The sequence below is a fragment of the Actinomyces bovis genome (genome assembly GCF_900444995.1).
GTDB classification, from domain to species: Bacteria; Actinomycetota; Actinomycetes; order Actinomycetales; family Actinomycetaceae; genus Actinomyces; species Actinomyces bovis.
Window position 1 is genome coordinate 38,779 of sequence record NZ_UAPQ01000011.1, and the last position, 17,496, is coordinate 56,274.

At 64.3% G+C, this 17,496-nt stretch carries 15 protein-coding genes and 2 tRNA genes; 6 read left to right on the forward strand and 11 right to left on the reverse strand.

Features of this window, described 5'->3' with window-relative positions:
- The first annotated feature begins 8 nt into the window (after positions 1 to 8).
- From DR039_RS10300 to pknB, 4 genes are read left to right on the forward strand one after another with little or no spacing between them, the layout of a single operon-like run.
- Positions 9 to 1,484, forward strand: a complete 1,476-nt coding sequence (locus DR039_RS10300; RefSeq protein WP_170166934.1) for an FtsW/RodA/SpoVE family cell cycle protein — start codon at positions 9 to 11, stop codon at positions 1,482 to 1,484.
- Positions 1,481 to 3,019, forward strand: coding sequence for a peptidoglycan D,D-transpeptidase FtsI family protein (locus DR039_RS10305; RefSeq protein ID WP_111837282.1), 1,539 nt, complete (start codon positions 1,481 to 1,483; stop codon positions 3,017 to 3,019). Before DR039_RS10300 ends, DR039_RS10305 begins: the two co-directional genes overlap by 4 nt.
- The gene (locus tag DR039_RS11595; RefSeq protein ID WP_229116945.1) at positions 3,016 to 4,470 is read left to right on the forward strand and encodes a serine/threonine-protein kinase; all 1,455 of its coding nucleotides are present in this window, start codon (positions 3,016 to 3,018) and stop codon (positions 4,468 to 4,470) included. The genes DR039_RS10305 and DR039_RS11595 overlap by 4 nt, the downstream gene beginning before the upstream one ends.
- Entirely contained in the window at positions 4,467 to 6,449 is a 1,983-nt protein-coding gene (gene pknB / locus DR039_RS10315) for a Stk1 family PASTA domain-containing Ser/Thr kinase (RefSeq protein WP_111837283.1), read from the forward strand. The genes DR039_RS11595 and pknB overlap by 4 nt, the downstream gene beginning before the upstream one ends.
- 128 nt (positions 6,450 to 6,577) lie before the next feature.
- On the opposite strand, the gene DR039_RS11350 is transcribed toward pknB, so the two are convergent.
- Positions 6,578 to 6,736: a hypothetical protein gene (locus DR039_RS11350; protein ID WP_170166933.1), complete on the reverse strand. Its 159-nt coding sequence runs from the start codon at positions 6,734 to 6,736 to the stop codon at positions 6,578 to 6,580.
- Complete coding sequence (locus tag DR039_RS10320; protein ID WP_229116957.1) at positions 6,736 to 7,437, reverse strand: class E sortase; 702 nt, start codon at positions 7,435 to 7,437, stop codon at positions 6,736 to 6,738. The genes DR039_RS11350 and DR039_RS10320 overlap by 1 nt, the downstream gene beginning before the upstream one ends.
- Before the next feature lie 391 nt (positions 7,438 to 7,828).
- Here DR039_RS10320 and DR039_RS10325 point away from each other — a divergent pair, with 391 nt between their 5' ends.
- Positions 7,829 to 8,149 (forward strand): cell division protein CrgA, encoded by a 321-nt coding sequence (locus DR039_RS10325; protein WP_111837285.1) that lies wholly within the window; start codon positions 7,829 to 7,831, stop codon positions 8,147 to 8,149.
- A 324-nt stretch (positions 8,150 to 8,473) separates the two neighbouring features.
- Here the strand turns inward: DR039_RS10325 and DR039_RS10330 are convergent, their stop codons facing one another.
- Entirely contained in the window at positions 8,474 to 9,307 is an 834-nt protein-coding gene (locus DR039_RS10330) for a rhomboid family intramembrane serine protease (protein WP_111837286.1), read from the reverse strand.
- A gap of 75 nt (positions 9,308 to 9,382) precedes the next feature.
- Positions 9,383 to 9,904, reverse strand: coding sequence for a peptidylprolyl isomerase (locus tag DR039_RS10335; RefSeq protein WP_111837287.1), 522 nt, complete (start codon positions 9,902 to 9,904; stop codon positions 9,383 to 9,385).
- Between the two features lie 204 nt (positions 9,905 to 10,108).
- On the opposite strand from DR039_RS10335, the gene DR039_RS10340 reads away from it, so the two are divergent.
- Positions 10,109 to 10,630 (forward strand): hypothetical protein, encoded by a 522-nt coding sequence (locus DR039_RS10340; protein ID WP_111837288.1) that lies wholly within the window; start codon positions 10,109 to 10,111, stop codon positions 10,628 to 10,630.
- A 102-nt stretch (positions 10,631 to 10,732) separates the two neighbouring features.
- On the opposite strand, the gene DR039_RS10345 is transcribed toward DR039_RS10340, so the two are convergent.
- The 7 genes from DR039_RS10345 to gyrB all read right to left on the reverse strand — a co-directional run bounded on the left by DR039_RS10345 (position 10,733) and on the right by gyrB (position 17,394).
- Entirely contained in the window at positions 10,733 to 11,614 is an 882-nt protein-coding gene (locus DR039_RS10345) for an aldo/keto reductase (RefSeq protein WP_111837289.1), read from the reverse strand.
- A gap of 74 nt (positions 11,615 to 11,688) precedes the next feature.
- Positions 11,689 to 11,764: transfer RNA gene (locus tag DR039_RS10350), tRNA-Ala, on the reverse strand.
- A 7-nt stretch (positions 11,765 to 11,771) separates the two neighbouring features.
- On the reverse strand, positions 11,772 to 11,939 hold the full coding sequence (locus tag DR039_RS11355) for a DLW-39 family protein (protein ID WP_170166932.1): 168 nt from the start codon (positions 11,937 to 11,939) through the stop codon (positions 11,772 to 11,774).
- A gap of 27 nt (positions 11,940 to 11,966) precedes the next feature.
- Positions 11,967 to 12,043 (reverse strand) — tRNA-Ile (locus DR039_RS10355).
- A 49-nt stretch (positions 12,044 to 12,092) separates the two neighbouring features.
- A complete protein-coding gene (locus tag DR039_RS10360; protein ID WP_111837290.1) occupies positions 12,093 to 12,572 on the reverse strand; it encodes a DUF3566 domain-containing protein in 480 nt (159 codons plus the stop codon).
- Positions 12,569 to 15,244, reverse strand: coding sequence for a DNA gyrase subunit A (gene gyrA, locus DR039_RS10365; RefSeq protein ID WP_111837291.1), 2,676 nt, complete (start codon positions 15,242 to 15,244; stop codon positions 12,569 to 12,571). Before gyrA ends, DR039_RS10360 begins: the two co-directional genes overlap by 4 nt.
- Positions 15,245 to 15,294: 50 nt before the next feature.
- The gene (gene gyrB / locus DR039_RS10370) at positions 15,295 to 17,394 is read right to left on the reverse strand and encodes a DNA topoisomerase (ATP-hydrolyzing) subunit B (protein ID WP_267489839.1); all 2,100 of its coding nucleotides are present in this window, start codon (positions 17,392 to 17,394) and stop codon (positions 15,295 to 15,297) included.
- Positions 17,395 to 17,496 lie beyond the last annotated feature (102 nt).

Genomic DNA, 17,496 nt, shown 5'->3' on the forward strand with positions numbered 1-17,496 from the left:
TGTCCCTAGTGACTGGTCCAGGAGCCATTTCACCGGACAGTCGACGGCGCACCGAAGCCAAGCTGCTGGTGATCGCCGTGCTGGTTGGTGTCGGCGGGCTGGTGCTCACTGCCGCTGGCCGCGACGACGTCGCCTGGAACGAAATCACGGTCCAGTGCGTGGCGCTGGTAGTGCTACCACTGGTAGCGCACCTAGCGATCCGTTTCCTGGCACCACACGCCAACCCGTTGCTGCTACCAGCCGCCACAGCCCTCAATGGGCTGGGGATCGCCATGCTGCGCCGCCTGGACTTCGCTTTTATCTACTACAGCAACAAGCCCCTCATGGGTACCGGCCCGGTGCTTCACATGGCTATCGGCGTGGCGCTGCTAGTGCTGGTCCTGTTCTTACTCAAGGACTTCCGACGCCTGGAACGCGCCATCCCGCGCTTTTGGGAACGCGGTGAAAACGGTGTAGCGGCTAAGCCTTTGCCCATCACCCCGGCGCAGGTAGCAGGGATTCTGGCCGTACCACTGTTGCTGCTGCCCTTCGTGCCCGGCATCGGTCAGTCCGCCAACGGGGCGCGCGTGTGGGTGAATATCGCCGGTTTTGGCTTCCAGCCTTCTGAGCTGGCCAAGATTCTGCTGGCCGTGTTCTTTGCCTACTACCTCAAGACTCGGGGCGCCAACCTGGCTCAGGCCGGACGCCGCAAGATCGGACCGCTGCGCCTACCTTTTGGTTGGCGCGTGCCCAAGTCCCGGGACCTGGTGCCTCTGTTGATCGTATGGGCACTGTCCACGGCTTTCCTGGTGGCGCAGAACGACTGGGGCATGTCCGTGATGTTCTTTGGTGTGTTCGTGGTGACCCTATGCGTGTCCACCGGCACCTTCATGTGGGCTTTCCTGGCGGCCATTCTGATCATCCCGATGGCTTGGATTGGCTATCTGACCACCAGTCAAATCGCCTCACGCTTTACCGCCTGGATTCACGCCATGGACCCGCAGTACGCGGCAGGCCCCTCCTACCAGCTGGTCCAAGGCCTGTTCGCCCTGTCCTGGGGTGGCTCTTTTGGCACCGGTTGGGGTCAGGGCAACCCCAATCTCATCCCGGAGGTGCAGACGGATTTCATTCTGGCGGCCTTTGGGGAAGAACTCGGCCTGACCGGCACCATCGTGATCATCCTGCTGTACGCGACCATCGTGATGGTGGGGCTAAACACCGCCCTGGCAGCCCGGGACAACTTTGGCAAACTGCTGGCCAGCGGACTGTCTTTCTCCTTGGCACTGCAGGTCTTTGTGATGGTGGCAGCACTCACTCGCCTGATGCCGCTAACCGGCTTGACCACCCCGCTGCTGTCCAATGGTGGCTCCTCAGTGCTGTCCACCTGGATCATCCTGGCGGTCTTGCTGCGCCTTTCTGACACCGCCATGCAACCGGGCTCAGAAGACAATCCAGTCAGTCGCAACGCCGTCGTTCTACCAGGCGCCCAGGGGGTGGGAGCATGAGTATCTCCGCTCTCAACAAATCGGTTCACCGCTTACAGGCACTGGCTGTGGTGCTGTTTGTGACCCTCTGCGTGGGCCTGAGCTCCGTGCAGTTCTTTGCTCGCCCCTCACTGTGGGAGAAGGGCTCACCTTCCGCCTTGGGTAGCAACAATGACCTGCGCCAAGACCCGCGCAACCCCCGGATTCTCATTGAGCGCTACAGCCGGCCGCGCGGTTCGATTGTGGCGCGTGGCTCCGACGGCGCCACGGTCACCCTAGCTAGCTCCACCAAGGACGAGAACGGCTACTACACGCGGTCCTACGCTGACGGCCCGCTGTACTCCCACGTCACCGGCTACATCTCCATGACCCAGCAGGCCTCCACTGGCTTGGAGCAAACGGAAGACTCCGTGCTCACAGGCCGGGCCCAATCCCTGTGGTGGTCGCGGCTGCGTGATGCAATCCGCAATCAGAACCAGCGGGGTGGTTCGATTGAGACCACCATCGACCCCAAGATTCAGAAGGCCGCCCAGGAGGCCTTGGGGAACCGGTCGGGCAGCGTCGTCGCCATGGACCCACGCACAGGAGCGATCCTGGCACTAGTCTCCACGCCTACTTTTGACCCGAACCCACTGGCCAGCCTAAACTCCAGCACAGCCCTGGACGCCTCCAAGTCCCTGGCCGCGCAGTCTGGAGCACCCTTGGTAAACCGGGCCCTGAACGGCCAGTACGCGCCTGGCTCCACCTTTAAGATCCTCACGGCCGCCGCCGGCATCCGCAGCGGCAAGGTCAAGCCTGACACCCAGGTTTCCGCACCGGACCGCATCACGCTGCCAGGCACCAATCACCAGATGGAGAACTACGCCGGGGAGTCCTGCGGCAACGGCGTCGTCTCCCTGAGCTATGCCTTCGCCCGTTCCTGCAACACGCCTTTTGCACAGCTGGGAATGGATGTGGGTGAGAAGTCTCTGCGCGCAGAGGCGGAAGCCTGGGGCTTTAACTCGCAGGTTTCTGTGCCCCTGCATGTCACGGATTCGGTGTACACCCCCAACGGTGACGACCAGGCCCGCACCGCTCTGGCGGGTATCGGCCAGGGTGGGGTCACTTCCACCCCACTGATGATGGCAATGGTGGCCGCCACCGTGGCCAATCAGGGCCAGCAGATGCAGCCCCATCTGATCTCCCGCGTGCTGGACCAACGCCTCAACACGGTCCAAAAGACCCAACCGCAGGTGCTGCGCACCCCCATCAGCAAAGACACTGCCAAGTCACTGTCCACGATGATGCAGCAGGTGGTGGGCTCCGGCACTGGCACGACGGCGCAGGTCGCTGGAGTCACCGTGGCCGGCAAAACCGGCACGGCGGAGAGCGATTCCCAGCAGGCGGGGGACGGCCCCACCACCTGGTTCATTGGTTTCGCGGGCACCGACATCGCCAAGCCAACTATCGCCCTGGCGGTGGTGCTGGACTCCGGTCCGCAGACCAACCACGGCACCGGTGGCAGCCTGGCCGGGCCCATCGCCGCCCAGGTGATCGACGCGGCGGTGGATCAGTGAGACCGCGCACCGGCCTGGAGATCCAGGGACGCTACCAGCTGGCCGAGCGCATTGCCTTGGGCGGCATGGGTGAGGTGTGGCGGGCCACCGACCTGCGCTCGGGCCGCGCCGTCGCCGTAAAAATCCTGCGCCCGGAACTGCAGGGCGATGAAATCTTCCTGTCCCGCCTGCGTGCCGAAGCCAAAAATGCCTCCGGCCTGCGCCACCCCAACCTGGCGGTGGTGCTAGACGCCGGTGAGCGTCAGGGCTCCGGTTGGATCGTTATGGAGTTGGTGCAGGGGCGCCCCCTGTCGGACATCCTGGCGGAGCGGGGCACTATGCCGCCCGAGGAAATCCTTACGATCCTGGCGCAGGTGGCTCGTGCCCTACAGGTGGTTCACGACGCCGGGGTGGTGCACCGGGATGTCAAGCCCTCCAATATCCTCATCACCCAGGAGGGCTTGGCCAAACTCACCGACTTTGGTATCTCCACCGGCACCAACCAGCTGCCCATGACGGCGGCGGGCATGGTGATGGGCACCGCCCAATACCTGGCTCCTGAGCAGGCCATGGGCAATCTGGCCACTCCCGCTGGGGACCTGTACTCCCTGGGGATCATCGCCTATGAGGCACTCACGGGGAACCGGCCTTTCGCCGGGGCCTCTCAGGTGGATATCGCCTATCAGCACGTGAACACCCCGGTTCCGCCCCTGCCGGAGTCACTGCCAGCGCAGGTGCGCCAAGTGGTTATGGAACTGCTGGCCAAGCGTCCGGCGGAGCGGCCTTTCTCTGCCCGGGAGCTGGCGCGGCGTCTGGATCGGATTGTGATCCGTATGCCGCAAGAAGACTGGGATCCTAAGGAGGGCGTGCAGTGGCGTGGCCCGGCCTCGGTCCGTGCGGCTGAGTTGGAGGCCGGGGCGCAGGCTGACACTCCCGCCACCCCAAGCAGCCCACAGTCCGCCACTGAGGGGCAAAATGCTGCGCCGGAAGAGGCGCCGGGGCCTGGCTCGGCGCCAGGGCAGGTGGCTGCCTTTGCTGCTGCGAAGGGTGCTCGTGGCTCTGCAGAGCGGCGCGGCACTGATCGACGCGCGGCGGTGCGGGCGGCTACAGGCGCTGGCCCTGCCGGTTCCGTAGCTTCGGGAGCGGCTGGCGTTGCGGCCACCGGTTTGGGCACGCCTGCCGCCGTCGGCACTCGGGCCGCTGCCGCCCGAGTACGCCCCCGAAATAAGCCACCTTTCCCAGTGACACCAGGAGCGGAGTTGTCTACCCCCAGCCCTGCGGGCACGGCAGCACGCCGTCACGGACGCAGTGAACAAGTCCTGGTGTATACGCTGTTGGTAGCCACACTGTTTGTACTCGTCGCGGTCCTCGCGCTGCTGGGCATGTTGTTGTCCGGCTCGGGAGCAGCCGCAGCCCAAGGCCAGGTGCCTGTGGGAGCCGTGTCCGTCATTCCTGCCAAGGAGGCACAGTGACCGAGCATTTCCCCCGCATTCTTGCGGGACGGTATGAGATCCGCGACCTCATTGGTCGCGGTGGCATGGCTGAGGTGCGCCTCGGCTATGACACGCGCCTATCCCGCACCATCGCCGTCAAGCTGCTGCGCGCGGATATTGCTGACGACGAGACCTTCCAGGCCCGCTTCCGCCGGGAGGCCCAGTCGGCCGCTGGCCTGAACCATCCGGCCATTGTGGCCGTCTACGACTCCGGTGAGGAACCGATGACGCAGCCCGACGGGACTGTGCGCTCTGTGCCCTACATCGTCATGGAGTATGTGGAGGGACACACGGTCCGCGAACTGCTTGGTGAGGGCGAGGCCGTCCCGATCGAAGAGGCTGTGGAGATCACCGTGGGCGTGCTAAACGCCCTGGAGTACTCGCACCGGGCAGGGATCGTGCACCGGGATATAAAGCCCGGAAACATCATGCTGACCTCCACCGGCGATGTGAAAGTCATGGACTTTGGTATCGCCCGGGCCATTGAGGACTCGGCAGCCACCGTCACCCAGACCCATTCGGTGGTGGGCACCGCCCAGTACCTGTCTCCAGAGCAGGCACGGGGCGAGCTGGTGGACGCCCGCTCGGACCTGTATTCCACCGGTTGCTTGCTCTATGAGCTGCTGACTGGGCAGCCGCCCTTCCAGGGTGACTCAGCCGTAGCTATCGCCTACCAGCATGTGCGGGAGCTAGCCAAGCCGCCGTCAAGCCTGGCTGCGGACGTGCCCGAGGCCCTGGACCGGGTGGTGCTCAAGGCTTTGGCTAAGGCCCGCGATGACCGCTACCAGGACGCTGCACATATGCGCTCTGACCTGCTGGCGGCCTCGCAGGGCTTGGCCGTGGTGGCGCCGGCGGTGGATGCCTGGAGTCAGCAGACCACCTTCATTCCGGCGCAGAGCCAGCTAGTTAACCCCTCTCCGGCACCGGCACCGCCGTCGGGGCAGAGCTCGGAATCAGCGGAGGAGGAGCCACACCGCTCCAACACCTGGGTGTGGTGGCTGGTGGGCGGCTTGGTGCTGCTGGCCGCACTTATCGGTGGCTTGTATGCAGCCGGTGCGGTGGGTGGCTCAGCTTCGCACACGCCCACTCCGGTGGTGACGGCAGCCCCCGTGCCTGACGTGGCGGGCAAGAGTGAAGCTGAGGCGAAGGCGGCCATTGAGGCAGCTGGCCTGGTATTCAAGCGTGGCGACGACGTCGCCTCAGACACGGTTGATCCTGGCCTCGCGGTCTCCACCGATCCTGGCAGCGGCACCAATATGGTGCTGGGCCAGACGGTCACCGTGCACTTCTCCTCTGGTTCCGCCATGGTTACGGTGCCTGATGTGAAGGGCAAGAGCCAGTCTGAGGCACGTTCGCTCCTGCAGGCCGCAGGCCTGGTGGTCGGTGACGTGACCACGGAGGACGCGGCCGGCTTCGACGCCGGTGAGGTCATCCGCACGACGCCGGTGGCGGGTACCTCCGTCAAGCGGGGCGCCACGATCTCCCTGGTGGTGGCCTCCGGTAAGGTCACGGTTCCCACGGTGGTGGGTCTCAAGCTCTCCGAGGCGGAGGAGGCGCTGCGGGCAGCAGGGCTCAGCTACAAGATCGTCACGGAGAAGACCACTGACCCTGCGCAGGTGGACACGGTCAAGTCCGTGGACCCGCTGGAGGGCGCGGCCGTGAACGCTGGCAAGGACCAGGTCACCGTCACCGCCTGGGTGGCGGACCAGGTGGACGTCCCGGACGTGAAGGGCCAGACACAGGCGCAGGCGACTGCTGCCCTCCGGGCCGCTGGCCTGGGTGAGGTGACGGTGACGGAGGTGGAGGCCCAAAGCCCGGCGGAAGCCGGCAAGATCGTCTCGCAGACTCCGGAAGCCGGCCAGAAGGCCATGCGAAACACCCCGGTGAGCATCTCGGTGGGTAAGTCTGCCGCCCCCACCCCGGCTCCCACGCAGAAAGCCAGCAAGAAGTCGGAGTGAGCAGGCCTGAGGCTGGGTGGGGCTGGCTGGATGGTTAGCCCCACCCAGCCTCTAGGTGTGCCTGACCAACTCCACCCCGGGAGACCACCGGGCCGCCGTCGCCGCGTTGGGGCCTGTCCGCCTGGGCGCTAGCCGACGTCGGCCCGACCAGAGAAGTGCCAGCGGGCATCAGCCCACGGGAAGCCGTACTCCATGAGCAGGTACACGACGCCTGCAAGCAGCGCCAAGGCTTCAATGACCTTGAACCAGGTGGGGCCGGGCAGGTGCCGCCAGATGAATCCGTACATCAGTTGACCTCCGGGTCCTTCAGGACCGACTCGGGGCGCCCCTCGGAGCGCGGCATCCAGTACGCAAACTTCGCATGCACGATCCAGCGGTGGTCATTGCCCCATTCGCCGACGTCGACTGAGTGGCAGGTAGTCATGGTCAGGTAGCGATCCGTGGCGGGTAGCTCCGGGTGTCCGGGCACTGGTGCGATCACCTCAGTCTGGCTGGGCAGCACAATCTCATGGCTCTCCACCTGGTAGACGTACCAAGTGTCCTTGGTAGAGACGACGATCTCATCACCGGGCTCGAGCAGGTCGACGCGGCGGAATGAGTTGCCGTTGGAGCGGCGGTGACCAGCCATCGCAAAGTTGCCGACTTCTCCAACCTGTTGGGTATCGGCATAGTGCCCGGCAGCCGCCTGGTCGAGCACCTCCGGGCCGGTGCCTTCCTGGATCGGCATATTGTTGTTGGTGATGCCGTACCACTTGGGGATCACGAGCATGCCGATGGTCTCTCCATATGCGGCCTTTGGCATAACCGGGGGGGCATCGGTGTGCTTGGTACCAGTGGTCTTGGGGGACTCCACCTGAATCTGGGTGAAGGCCTTGGTGGCCACTTCCGCCTTCTGGGTGGCCTCAATACCGGTCCACCAGATCTGCCACACCAAGAACAGGCCGACGACGGCGCCGGCGGTAATCAGGAGCTCACCCAGGAGTGTCAGCAAAATGTCCAGGATGCTGCGGCGCTTGGGTTTTCGGGCGTGAGCGGGGGCCCGCCGCAAGTCCTTGCGGCTGACTGGCGCGGCAGCGCGGGTTGCTTCCAACTTGGGGAAGGCCTCCTGCGCTGGCGCTTGGCCAGTTGCCGCACGGGATGGTGCCGTGCTCGGCTGGTCATCCCGGGCCGACTCGGGCCGGATGGAAGGCGGCAGCTCAGAGGGCGCCGTCGCCTCATGCGGTTCTTGTTCAGCCATCGCTGCTCCTTGCCGTCCCACCCTGGAACGCTGCCAGTCTATGTGTAGCACGGCAATGGCCTAGGCTATGGCCGGTGCAGGTTCGCCAACAACAGACGAACCGCCAGCTGATTGCTCATAGTTCCATCGTCAGGAGGTCCGCGTGGCCGACCCCAAGAAGTCCGGTAACCCCGCCAAGGCAGCCAAGGCCCTGGAGGAAGAGTCGCGCGCAGCGGCTAACCGTGTGGCTCGTACACCGGTGAAGGTAAAGGACACCCACAGTCCTCGCTGGTACGTGCCCACCGTGGTGGCGCTGATGCTGATCGGCCTGTTCTGGGTTGTGACCACCTATGTGTTCCAGGGTCGGTACCCGCTGCCCTACTTCCTGGAAAACCACCGTGGTGACTGGCTGCGCAACGGCAACCTGTATGTGGGTGGTCTGATCACCTTGCTTGGTTTCCTAGGCATCCTGCGCTGGAAGTGAGTTACGACGTCGCAGTTGCGGCGCGTAGCTAGGCCCTGCTTAAGCGGCGGTTGTCCACCTCTGTGGACAACCGCCGTTTTTTGACTTGTGGACGGGTGAATTGCTGGGTTTAGCTGCAATTGGCGCCTTATCCCCAGGTGTGTACATCCCTGTGGATTAATTACAGAGCTGTTATTCCCCAGGCTTGTCCACAGCTGTGGACTAGTTACACCTGTGTAAGACCCGCTACCTACCGGTGGTCTGTCCAAGGAATTACAGTGCTCCGACGGCGAGCCCCGAAACCCAGAGCTAGCTTGACTGGGCGCGCGAGTGGTTTAACCGGGCTCAGGCGAGCAGCGCCCGCGCCGTGACTAAGGCCAGAAGCAGCAAGGTGATCGCCACTGTGCCCGCCACGGAAACCATCGTGCGCTTGCCGCGCGGCGCCCAGACGTAGATGGCAGCCAGGGCAGCACCCGCGATCATGCCGCCAATATGGCCTTGCCAGGAGATATTGGCGCCCACAAAGGAGATCACCAGGTTGATGCCCAGCAGGCCCAACACCGCTGAGGTGTCCCGCCCAAAGCGCCGCTGCACCACGAACATAGTGGCAAAGAGTCCAAAGACGGCGCCCGAGGCACCCACCGTCCAGGTCAACCAGCTCTCTGAGCCGGGAGTGGCCAGCAGATAGATCATGGTGGAGCCTCCCAGGGCACTGACTAGCAACAAGCACAGGTAGCGCCAGCGCCCCAGGATGCCCTCGAGCTGTCCGCCCACCACCCACAGGGCGAACATATTGAAAGCCAGGTGCATGGTTGAGCCGTGAAGCAGGGCTGTGGTCAAGAAACGCCAAGGCTCAGCGGCGGCCCGGCTCGGGTTGAAGGCCAGCCAGCCGGTTACTTGCAGGTTGGGGGCCTGCTGCGCCAAGAAGACCAGCACGCAGGCGGCGATGAAGCCAATGGTTACCGTGGCATTGTTAGTGGGCATGCCGCCGAGCACGGTGCGGTTGGGGCGGCGGGCGGCAGCGGCACCCTGGGCACAGTCCACACAGCGCACGCCCACCGCGCTGGGCACCTGACAGTTGGGACACACGGGCTGATCGCAGCGCTGGCAGCGCACATAGGCGACCCGGTCGGGGTGGCGGGGGCAGACGGGGGCAAGGTTGCTGGCTGGCTGGCTCACGGGATCATCTCCTGGGCGGGTACAGCGACGCCGTCGGACCAAGGCCCGACGGCGTCAGCGGGGTGCTTGGTGGCGTCACTCGCTCACAGTCACAGAGTCAATGACCACGTCCTGTAAGGGACGGTCACGGCCGTCAGTGGCCACACCGGCGATAGCGTCAACCACCTGCTTGGAGGCGTCGTCGGCCACCACACCGAAAATCGTGTGCTTGCCCTGCAGCCAGGGAGTGGGGGCCACGGTGATGAAGAACTGTGAACCGTTGGTGCCCCGACCCATGCGCAGACCGGCATTGGCCATGGCTAGAACGTAGGGGTCGTTGAAGTTCAGCGAACGGTCGATCTCGTCGTCGAAGTTGTAGCCCGGGCCGCCGGTGCCGGTGCCCAGCGGGTCACCGCCCTGAATCATGAAGCCGGGGATTACACGGTGGAAGATGACGCCGTTGTAGAGCGGCTCATGCTTCTGCTCGCCGGTGTTGGGGTCGGTCCAGGCCTTGGTGCCCTTAGCTAGACCGGTGAAGTTGGCAACCGTCTCTGGTGCCTGCTCGGGGAAGAGGGTGACGTGAATGTCACCGTGGTTCGTGTGCAGTGTCGCTTCCATGCACGCATGTTCCCACGCCAGATTGGGTGCTTCCTAGGACGCTCCGCTCAGCGCGCATGTGTTCACCCCAGGCAAAACCCTCATAGAATCCTCCTCTAGGCGGGTGCAGAGGTGTCGCGGGGATGCGACGATGTAGCTCACGACGGCGTCCCACGCCGTCGCCGTGCCCGGGCATGCCCGGCAGCAGCTAGCAAGGAGGCAGGTATGTCCTTCAAGAAATGCGACGCGAACCAGATGCGGCAAGAAGCCGCCGAGTTCGCGGGGAGCCTGGCCTCTCAGGCCGAGCACGCCGTGGACCGAATGGCGCAGTGGGCTGGCCACGGCCTCAGCCGCGCTCGTTCCGAGGCCGAGAAACTGGCCCGTAACGCGCAGGCCCGCACCGCTATGCTGGAGGAGGCGCGTACAAAAGTCGTTGAGGACTACGTGCCGCGGGTCCAACGGGCCAGTGCTGCCGTCCGCACGGCAAGTGATCAGACCGAGGGCGTGCCATTTATGGAGCGCGCCCATATCATCAGCACTGCCGCCAAGCAGGCGGCACTTCAGGAGGTTCCCGTGAAGAAGAAGCACCCCATTCTCAAGACCTTCGGCTGGGTCACCCTGGCCGGTGTGGCTGCTGCGGCCGCCTACGTCGTCTGGCAGCGCAGCCAGCCGGTGGAGGACCCGTGGGCTGAGGAGTACTGGGCCGACTCGGAGGAGGCCGAGGAGACCGAGGTCAACGCCAACTGAGGCCTTAACCCCAATTAAACGGCGGGCCCTGCAGGATTAGTCCTGTAGGGCCCGTTGGCTTTCAGACCGGAGCAGCTGCCCAGCAGGCGGGCAATGGTGGGGTCAGTCGCGGGGTTCGCGCATGTCATTGGGGTGCATGCCGTAGCGCCGGCCACGGTCCAAGGCGTCCAGGCGGGCCATCTGTGCACCGGTGAGTGCGAAGTCGAAGATGGCGGCGTTAGCGGCCAAGCGCTCAGTGTGAGTGCTCTTGGGGATCAAGACGTCGCCGCGTTGCAAGTGCCAACGCAGCACCACTTGGGCGGCGCTGCGGCCCACCTCAGCGGCCAGCGCTGCCAGCTCAAGGTCACCGAGTAGCCGGGCGCGGGCAAGCGGGGACCAGGCCTGGGTGACGATTCCCTGGCTGCGGTGGTAGGCCCGCAGGGCGTCTTGGCGCAGGTAGGGGTGGATTTCCACTTGGTTCACTGCTGGGGTGACACCGGTGGCCGAGATGATCGTCTCCAGGTGTTCCGGCTCAAAGTTGGATACGCCGATGGCGCGCACGCGCCCAGACTCCTGTAGTTCGATCATGGCCTGCCAAGTTTCTACTAGGTCCAGGCCTGGGGAGGTGGCCAGGGGCCAGTGCACTAGGAACAGGTCCAGATAATCCAGGCCTAGAGCTTTGAGTGAGGCGTCAAAGGTGCGGAATACGTCGTCGCGACGGTGGTTGGGGTTGTTGAGCTTGGAGGTGATGAAGAGTTCTGCGCGGGGCAGGCCGGAGTCAGCTACTGCGCGCCCTACACCGGCCTCGTTGGCGTACATCTGGGCGGTGTCCACGTGCCGGTAGCCGAGCTCTAGGGCTGCGAGCACGCAACGGGTGACGTCGTCGTCAGGGATCTGGTAGGTACCTAGGCCCAGTTGGGGGATAAGCACTGGCTGGCCACCGGTACCTCGGGTCAGGGGCAGCAGGGGCACAGGCAAGGTGGTGCAAACCGGAACGCAGCTCATACCTTGAGCCTAAGCGCCACCGCCCCCGCGCGGAAGGCATTGACGGTGTTGCGGGAACACCTGAAAGACCCTTCTGGTGGAGCCAACGGGACTCGAACCCGTAACCCCCTGCTTGCAAAGCAGGTGCGCTACCAATTGCGCCATGGCCCCTATGTGTTCATGTCTGGGAAGACTCAGCCTCCGCCGTCGGCTCCTGGATTGGGTCGGTGACCTCAGCCCAGGCGGTCCGCCAAGCGCGGGCCTCCTCGATCCTAAGCCACGCAGCGTAACCAGCAGCAGCCAGACATGAGAAGACCGCAGCAGATACGAGCTTCCGGTTCTTCATGAACCCTCCTCATCGTTCCACCGCGGGTGGTGGGCCTAGCTGGACTCGAACCAGCGACCTCATCCTTATCAGGGATGCGCTCTAACCAACTGAGCTATAGGCCCGGGCGACCGGATGAGATTAGCGCACCCGATCTGGAGCAACCAAATTGGATCAGTCGTCCGCCAGTGTGAGATGAACCCCACCGACCAGCGAGGCGGTGATGTTGTACAGGAAGGCGCCAATTGTGGCCAGGGCGGTGGTCAGCACGATATTCACCACGCCTACGATCGCGGCCATAGCGATTGCGCGGGAGAACTTCAGGTACTCCACCAGAGCCTGGAAAGCATTGTTGTTCTGGTCGAAGACGGAACCCACAAGCTCCTGGATGCGTGAGAACACCTGCATCCGGTCCAGCATGAACCACACCACGGCAGTGCCCACAATAATCACGATGAAGGCCGCGAAAGACAGCAGGAACGACACCTTCATAACGGACCAAGGGTCCACGCGGGTCAGTGCCAGCCGGACTTTGCGGGGGCCTGCGATCTTCTTCTTGACCGACTTGCTGCCACTGGCTGCCTGAGCAGGGTTCGCGCTGGCGGGGAACTTTGCCCCAGGGGCTGCCGGCGGAATCGTAGGCGTCTGGCTCATGCCTGGTCCTCCCTTTCGTCCTCAGTCGAGCCTACCGCCTCAGTGCCCTTGGGCGCTGCCGGAATGCTCACGCTCTCAGCAGTGACCTCTGCCGGGCTATCTGCGCTGGCCGCACTGGCCGCCACATCAGCACTCTCTGGGCTATCTGCGCTAGCCGGTAGGTCATCGCCGTCGAGCTCACGCTCAGTATTGCGAGCCACCGCGATAATGCGGTCGCCGTCGTCAGGTTTGGCGAAAGTCACGCCCTGGGTATTGCGGCCGGTGCGGGAGACCTCGTCCACGGCGGAGCGCACTACCTTGCCGGATTCCATGATGCACATGACTTCATCGCCCGCACCGGTAACCAGCGCGCCCACCAAGTCGCCGCGCTCCTCCACCAGGTTGGCGACCTTCACTCCCAGGCCACCGCGCCCCTTCACGGGGTAGTCGGCCACATTGGTGCGTTTGGCGTAGCCACCTTCAGTGACCACAAAGAGGTCGGCATCAGTCCACTCGGGGTCCACCACATCCATGGCCAGCAGTGAATCGCTTTCGCGGAAGCGCATGCCGGTGACGCCGCTGGTGGCGCGGCCGGTGGGGCGCAGGGCCTCGTCACTGGCGTGGAAGCGGGCGGACTGGCCGTGGCGAGAGACCAACAGCAGGTCCTGGCCAGCAGACAACAGGGAGGCGGAGACCAGCTCGTCGGCATTGCCAGCTTCGTCCTCACGCAGGTTGATGGCGATTACGCCGCCCGAGCGGTTGGAGTCGTATTCGCCTAGGCGAGTCTTCTTGACCAGGCCGCGGCGGGTGGCAAGCACCAGGTAGTCGGCCTGCCCGTAGTCCTTGAGCTCCATAACCTGAGCGATCTCCTCCCCAGGTTGGAAGGCCAGCAGGTTGGCCACATGCTGGCCCTTGGCGTCGCGCCCTCCCTCAGGCAGTTCATAAGCCTTGGCCCGGTAGACCCGGCCCAGGTTGGTGAAGAACAGCAGCCAGTGGTGGGTGGTGGTCACAAAGAAATGGTTGACGACGTCGTCCTCGCGTAGGGCTGCACCCTTAACTCCCTTGCCGCCCCGGTGCTGGGAACGGTACTGGTCGGTGCGAGTGCGCTTGGCATAGCCGGAGCGGGTGATAGTGACGACTACCTCCTCCTCCGGAATCAGGTCCTCCATGCGCATCTCGCCGTCGAAAGGCACGATGCGGGTGCGCCGCTCATCCCCATACTTATCCACAATCTCAGCCAGCTCATCGGAGACGATGCCACGCTGACGCTGTGGGGAGGCGATGATGTCTTTGAGGTCAGCGACCTTGGTTTGCAGCTCCTCGGCTTCCTGCTGAATCTTGAGACGCTCCAGGGCGGCCAGGCGGCGCAGCTGGAGGGAGAGGATGGCCTCGGCCTGGGCTTCATCCACACCCAGCAGCCCCATCAGGCCATTGCGAGCCTCCTCGGTGGTGGGTGAACGACGAATTAAGGCGATGACGGCGTCTAGGGCGTCAATAGCCTTGAGCAGGCCTTCCAGAATGTGCAGGCGTTCCTCAGCCTTGCGCAGGCGGTAGCGGGAGCGGCGCACGATCACTTCGATCTGGTGCTCCACCCAGTGACGCACAAAACCGTCCAGGCTCAGGGTGCGGGGCACCCCGTCCACCAGGGCCAGCATATTGGCGGGGAAGTTGTCCTGTAGCTGCGTGCGCTTGTACAGGTTGTTGAGGACTACCTTGGCGACGGCGTCGCGCTTAAGCACGATCACTAGGCGCTGGCCCGTGCGGCCGGAAGTCTCGTCACGGATATCAGCGATGCCGCCGACCTGCCCGTCACGCACCAACTGGGCAATCTTGTCGGCCAGGTTGTCAGGGTTTACCTGGTAGGGCAGCTCGGTGACCACCAGGCATTGGCGGCCGTGAATCTCCTCCACATTGACCACGGCCCGCTGGGTGATCGAGCCGCGGCCGGTGCGATAGGCCTCCTCGATTCCGCGCCTGCCCAGGATGGTGGCGCCGGTGGGGAAGTCTGGGCCGGGGATCCGCTCAATCAGGGCTTCCAGCAGCTCTTCGCGGCTAGCGTCAGGGTGCTCCAGGAACCACTGCACTCCGCGGGCCACCTCCCGCAGATTGTGCGGCGGGATGCGGGTAGCCATGCCGACAGCGATGCCCTCAGAGCCGTTGACCAGCAGGTTGGGGAAACGGGCCGGTAGGATGGTGGGTTCTTGGTTCTTGCCGTCGTAGTTGTCTTGGAAGTCGACCGAGTCTTCGTCGATGTCGCGGACCATTTCCATGGCCAGGGGCGCCATCTTGCATTCGGTGTACCGCGGGGCGGCAGGTCCCAGGTTGCCGGGCGTGCCGAAGTTTCCCTGCCCGGCTACCAGCGGGTAGCGCAGGGACCAGGGCTGGACCAGGCGGGCTAAGGCGTCGTAGATGGCGGCGTCACCGTGGGGGTGGTAGTTACCCATGACGTCCCCGACGATGCGGGAGGACTTGGAGAAGGAGGCGTTGGGGCGGTAGCCGCCGTCGTACATGGCGTACAGGACGCGGCGGTGGACGGGCTTGAGTCCGTCGCGCACATCCGGCAGGGCACGGCCCACGATGACGCTCATGGCATAGTCCAGGTAGGAGCGTTGCATCTCCAACTGGAGGTCTACCGGCTGGATGCGGTCGTGGGTCTGCTCGCTCAGGGGGACGGAGGTGGTCTCGTCGCTCACGGGATTCCTTTGCTGGTCTGAGTCGGTGGGGGTTCCTGGGCGCGGGGCGCTCAGATGTCCAGGAACCTCACGTCAGCGGCATTGCGCTGGATGAAAGAGCGGCGCTGTTCGACGTCGTCGCCCATGAGAATGGAGAAGGTTTCATCCGCGTCAGCGGCCTCGTCGAGGGTGACCTTCTTGAGAATGCGAGAAGCGGGGTCCATGGTGGTTTCCCACAGTTCGTGGTCGTTCATCTCACCCAGACCCTTGTAGCGCTGGATGCCGCCCTCCTTGGGCAGACGGCGCCCGGCCTGAGCTCCGGCTTTGAGGAGTTTGTCCCGCTCGGCGTCAGAGTAGGCGAACTCGTGTTCGGCGTTGGACCACTTGAGGCGGTACAGGGGCGGCATGGCGATGTAGGTGTGCCCATGCTCGATTAGCGGCCGCATATAGCGGAACAGCAGGGTGAGCAGAAGGGTGGCAATGTGCTGACCGTCGACGTCGGCGTCCGCCATGATCACGATCTTGCCGTAGCGCAGCTTGGATAGGTCAAAGTCCTCGCCGATGCCGGTGCCAAAAGCCGTGATCAGGGAGCGGATGGTGTCTGAGGATAGGGCACGGTCCAGACGAGCCTTCTCCACGTTCAGGATCTTGCCGCGGATCGGCATGATGGCTTGGTGCTCAGGGTCGCGGCCACCGACGGCGGAACCCCCAGCAGAGTCACCCTCTACAATGAAGATCTCGCATTCGGCGGCGTTGCGGGAGGAGCAGTCGCGCAGTTTGCCGGGCATGGAGGCCGATTCCAAAACGCCTTTGCGGCGGGTAGCTTCCCGGGCCTTGCGGGCGGCCAAGCGGGCAGCGGCAGCCTGGGTGGCCTTGGTAATCACAGATTTGGCGTCGGCGGGGTGGGAGTCCAGCCAGTCGGCAAGCTTGGCAGAGACGGTCTGCAGCACGAAGGTGCGGGCTTCAGTGTTGCCTAGCTTGGTCTTGGTCTGACCTTCAAACTGGGGCTCGGAGAGTTTGACGGAGATGACGGCGGTCAGGCCCTCGCGGATATCGTCGCCGGTGAGGTTGTCATCTTTGTCTTTAAGCAGGCCCTTCTCGCGGGCGTATTTATTGACCAGGGTGGTTAGGGCCGTGCGGAAGCCCTCTTCATGGGTGCCACCTTCAGTGGTGTTGATGGTGTTGGCGTAGGTGTGCACGGACTCGGAGTAGGCGCTGGTCCACTGCATGGCGATTTCCAGGCTGATGCCACGGTTCTCATCCAGCTGGGTTTCGGCCTCAAAGTCGATGATCTCGGGGTGGATCAGCTCGGTCTTCTTGGACTTGTTGAGGAAGGCCACGTAGTCGCGCAGGCCGTGCTCATAGCAGTAGGTGTCGGAGCGGTGGCCCTTGATGGGGTCGTCTGCGGGGCCGGCGTTGTCCCCGGTGATCTCGTCACCGGCATCGTTTACACCCGCGCGTTCGTCGGTCAGGGTGATGCGCAGGCCCTTGTTGAGGAAGGCCATCTGTTGGAAGCGGCGGCGCAGGGTCTCGTAGTCAAAGACCACGGTCTCAAAGATTTCAGGGTCGGGGTAGAAGACCTGGGTGGTGCCGGTGGCCTCGGTGGCTTCTGCCTTGATCAGGGGGGTTTGGGGTTTGCCGCCGTCGCCAAAGCTCATGCGCCAGACGTGGCCTTGACGGCGCACCTCCGTGTCCACTCGGGTGGATAGGGCGTTGACTACGGAGATACCGACGCCGTGCAGACCACCGGAGACGGCGTAGCCGCCGCCGCCGAATTTGCCGCCAGCGTGCAGGATTGTCATGACCACTTCGACGGTGGGCTTGTGCTCGGTGGGGTGCTCGTCCACGGGGATACCGCGGCCGTTGTCCACCACTTTCAGGCCGCCGTCGTCTTGGATGGTGACCTGGATGTGGTCGCAGTAGCCGGCCAGGGCCTCGTCAACGGCGTTGTCAACCACCTCGTAGACCAGGTGGTGCAGGCCGCGTTCACCGGTGGAGCCGATGTACATGCCGGGGCGTTTGCGGACGGCTTCTAGGCCTTCCAGGACGGTGATGTCGCTGGCTCCGTAGTCCTGGCTGCCTTGGCCACCCCGGTTACCGTTGGTGGTTTTGGGCTTAGAGTCCTTGGGGTCGACGGCGTCGGCGGTCACAGTGATGTCTTGCTCAGACACGTGCTGGTAGCTCCTCGTTGTGTGCCGGGCGCCCCGGTGGTCGGTGCGCATTGGTCCGGCGACGGCACCGCTGCGGGCTCCTGAGGCTCGTGAACCCCATCC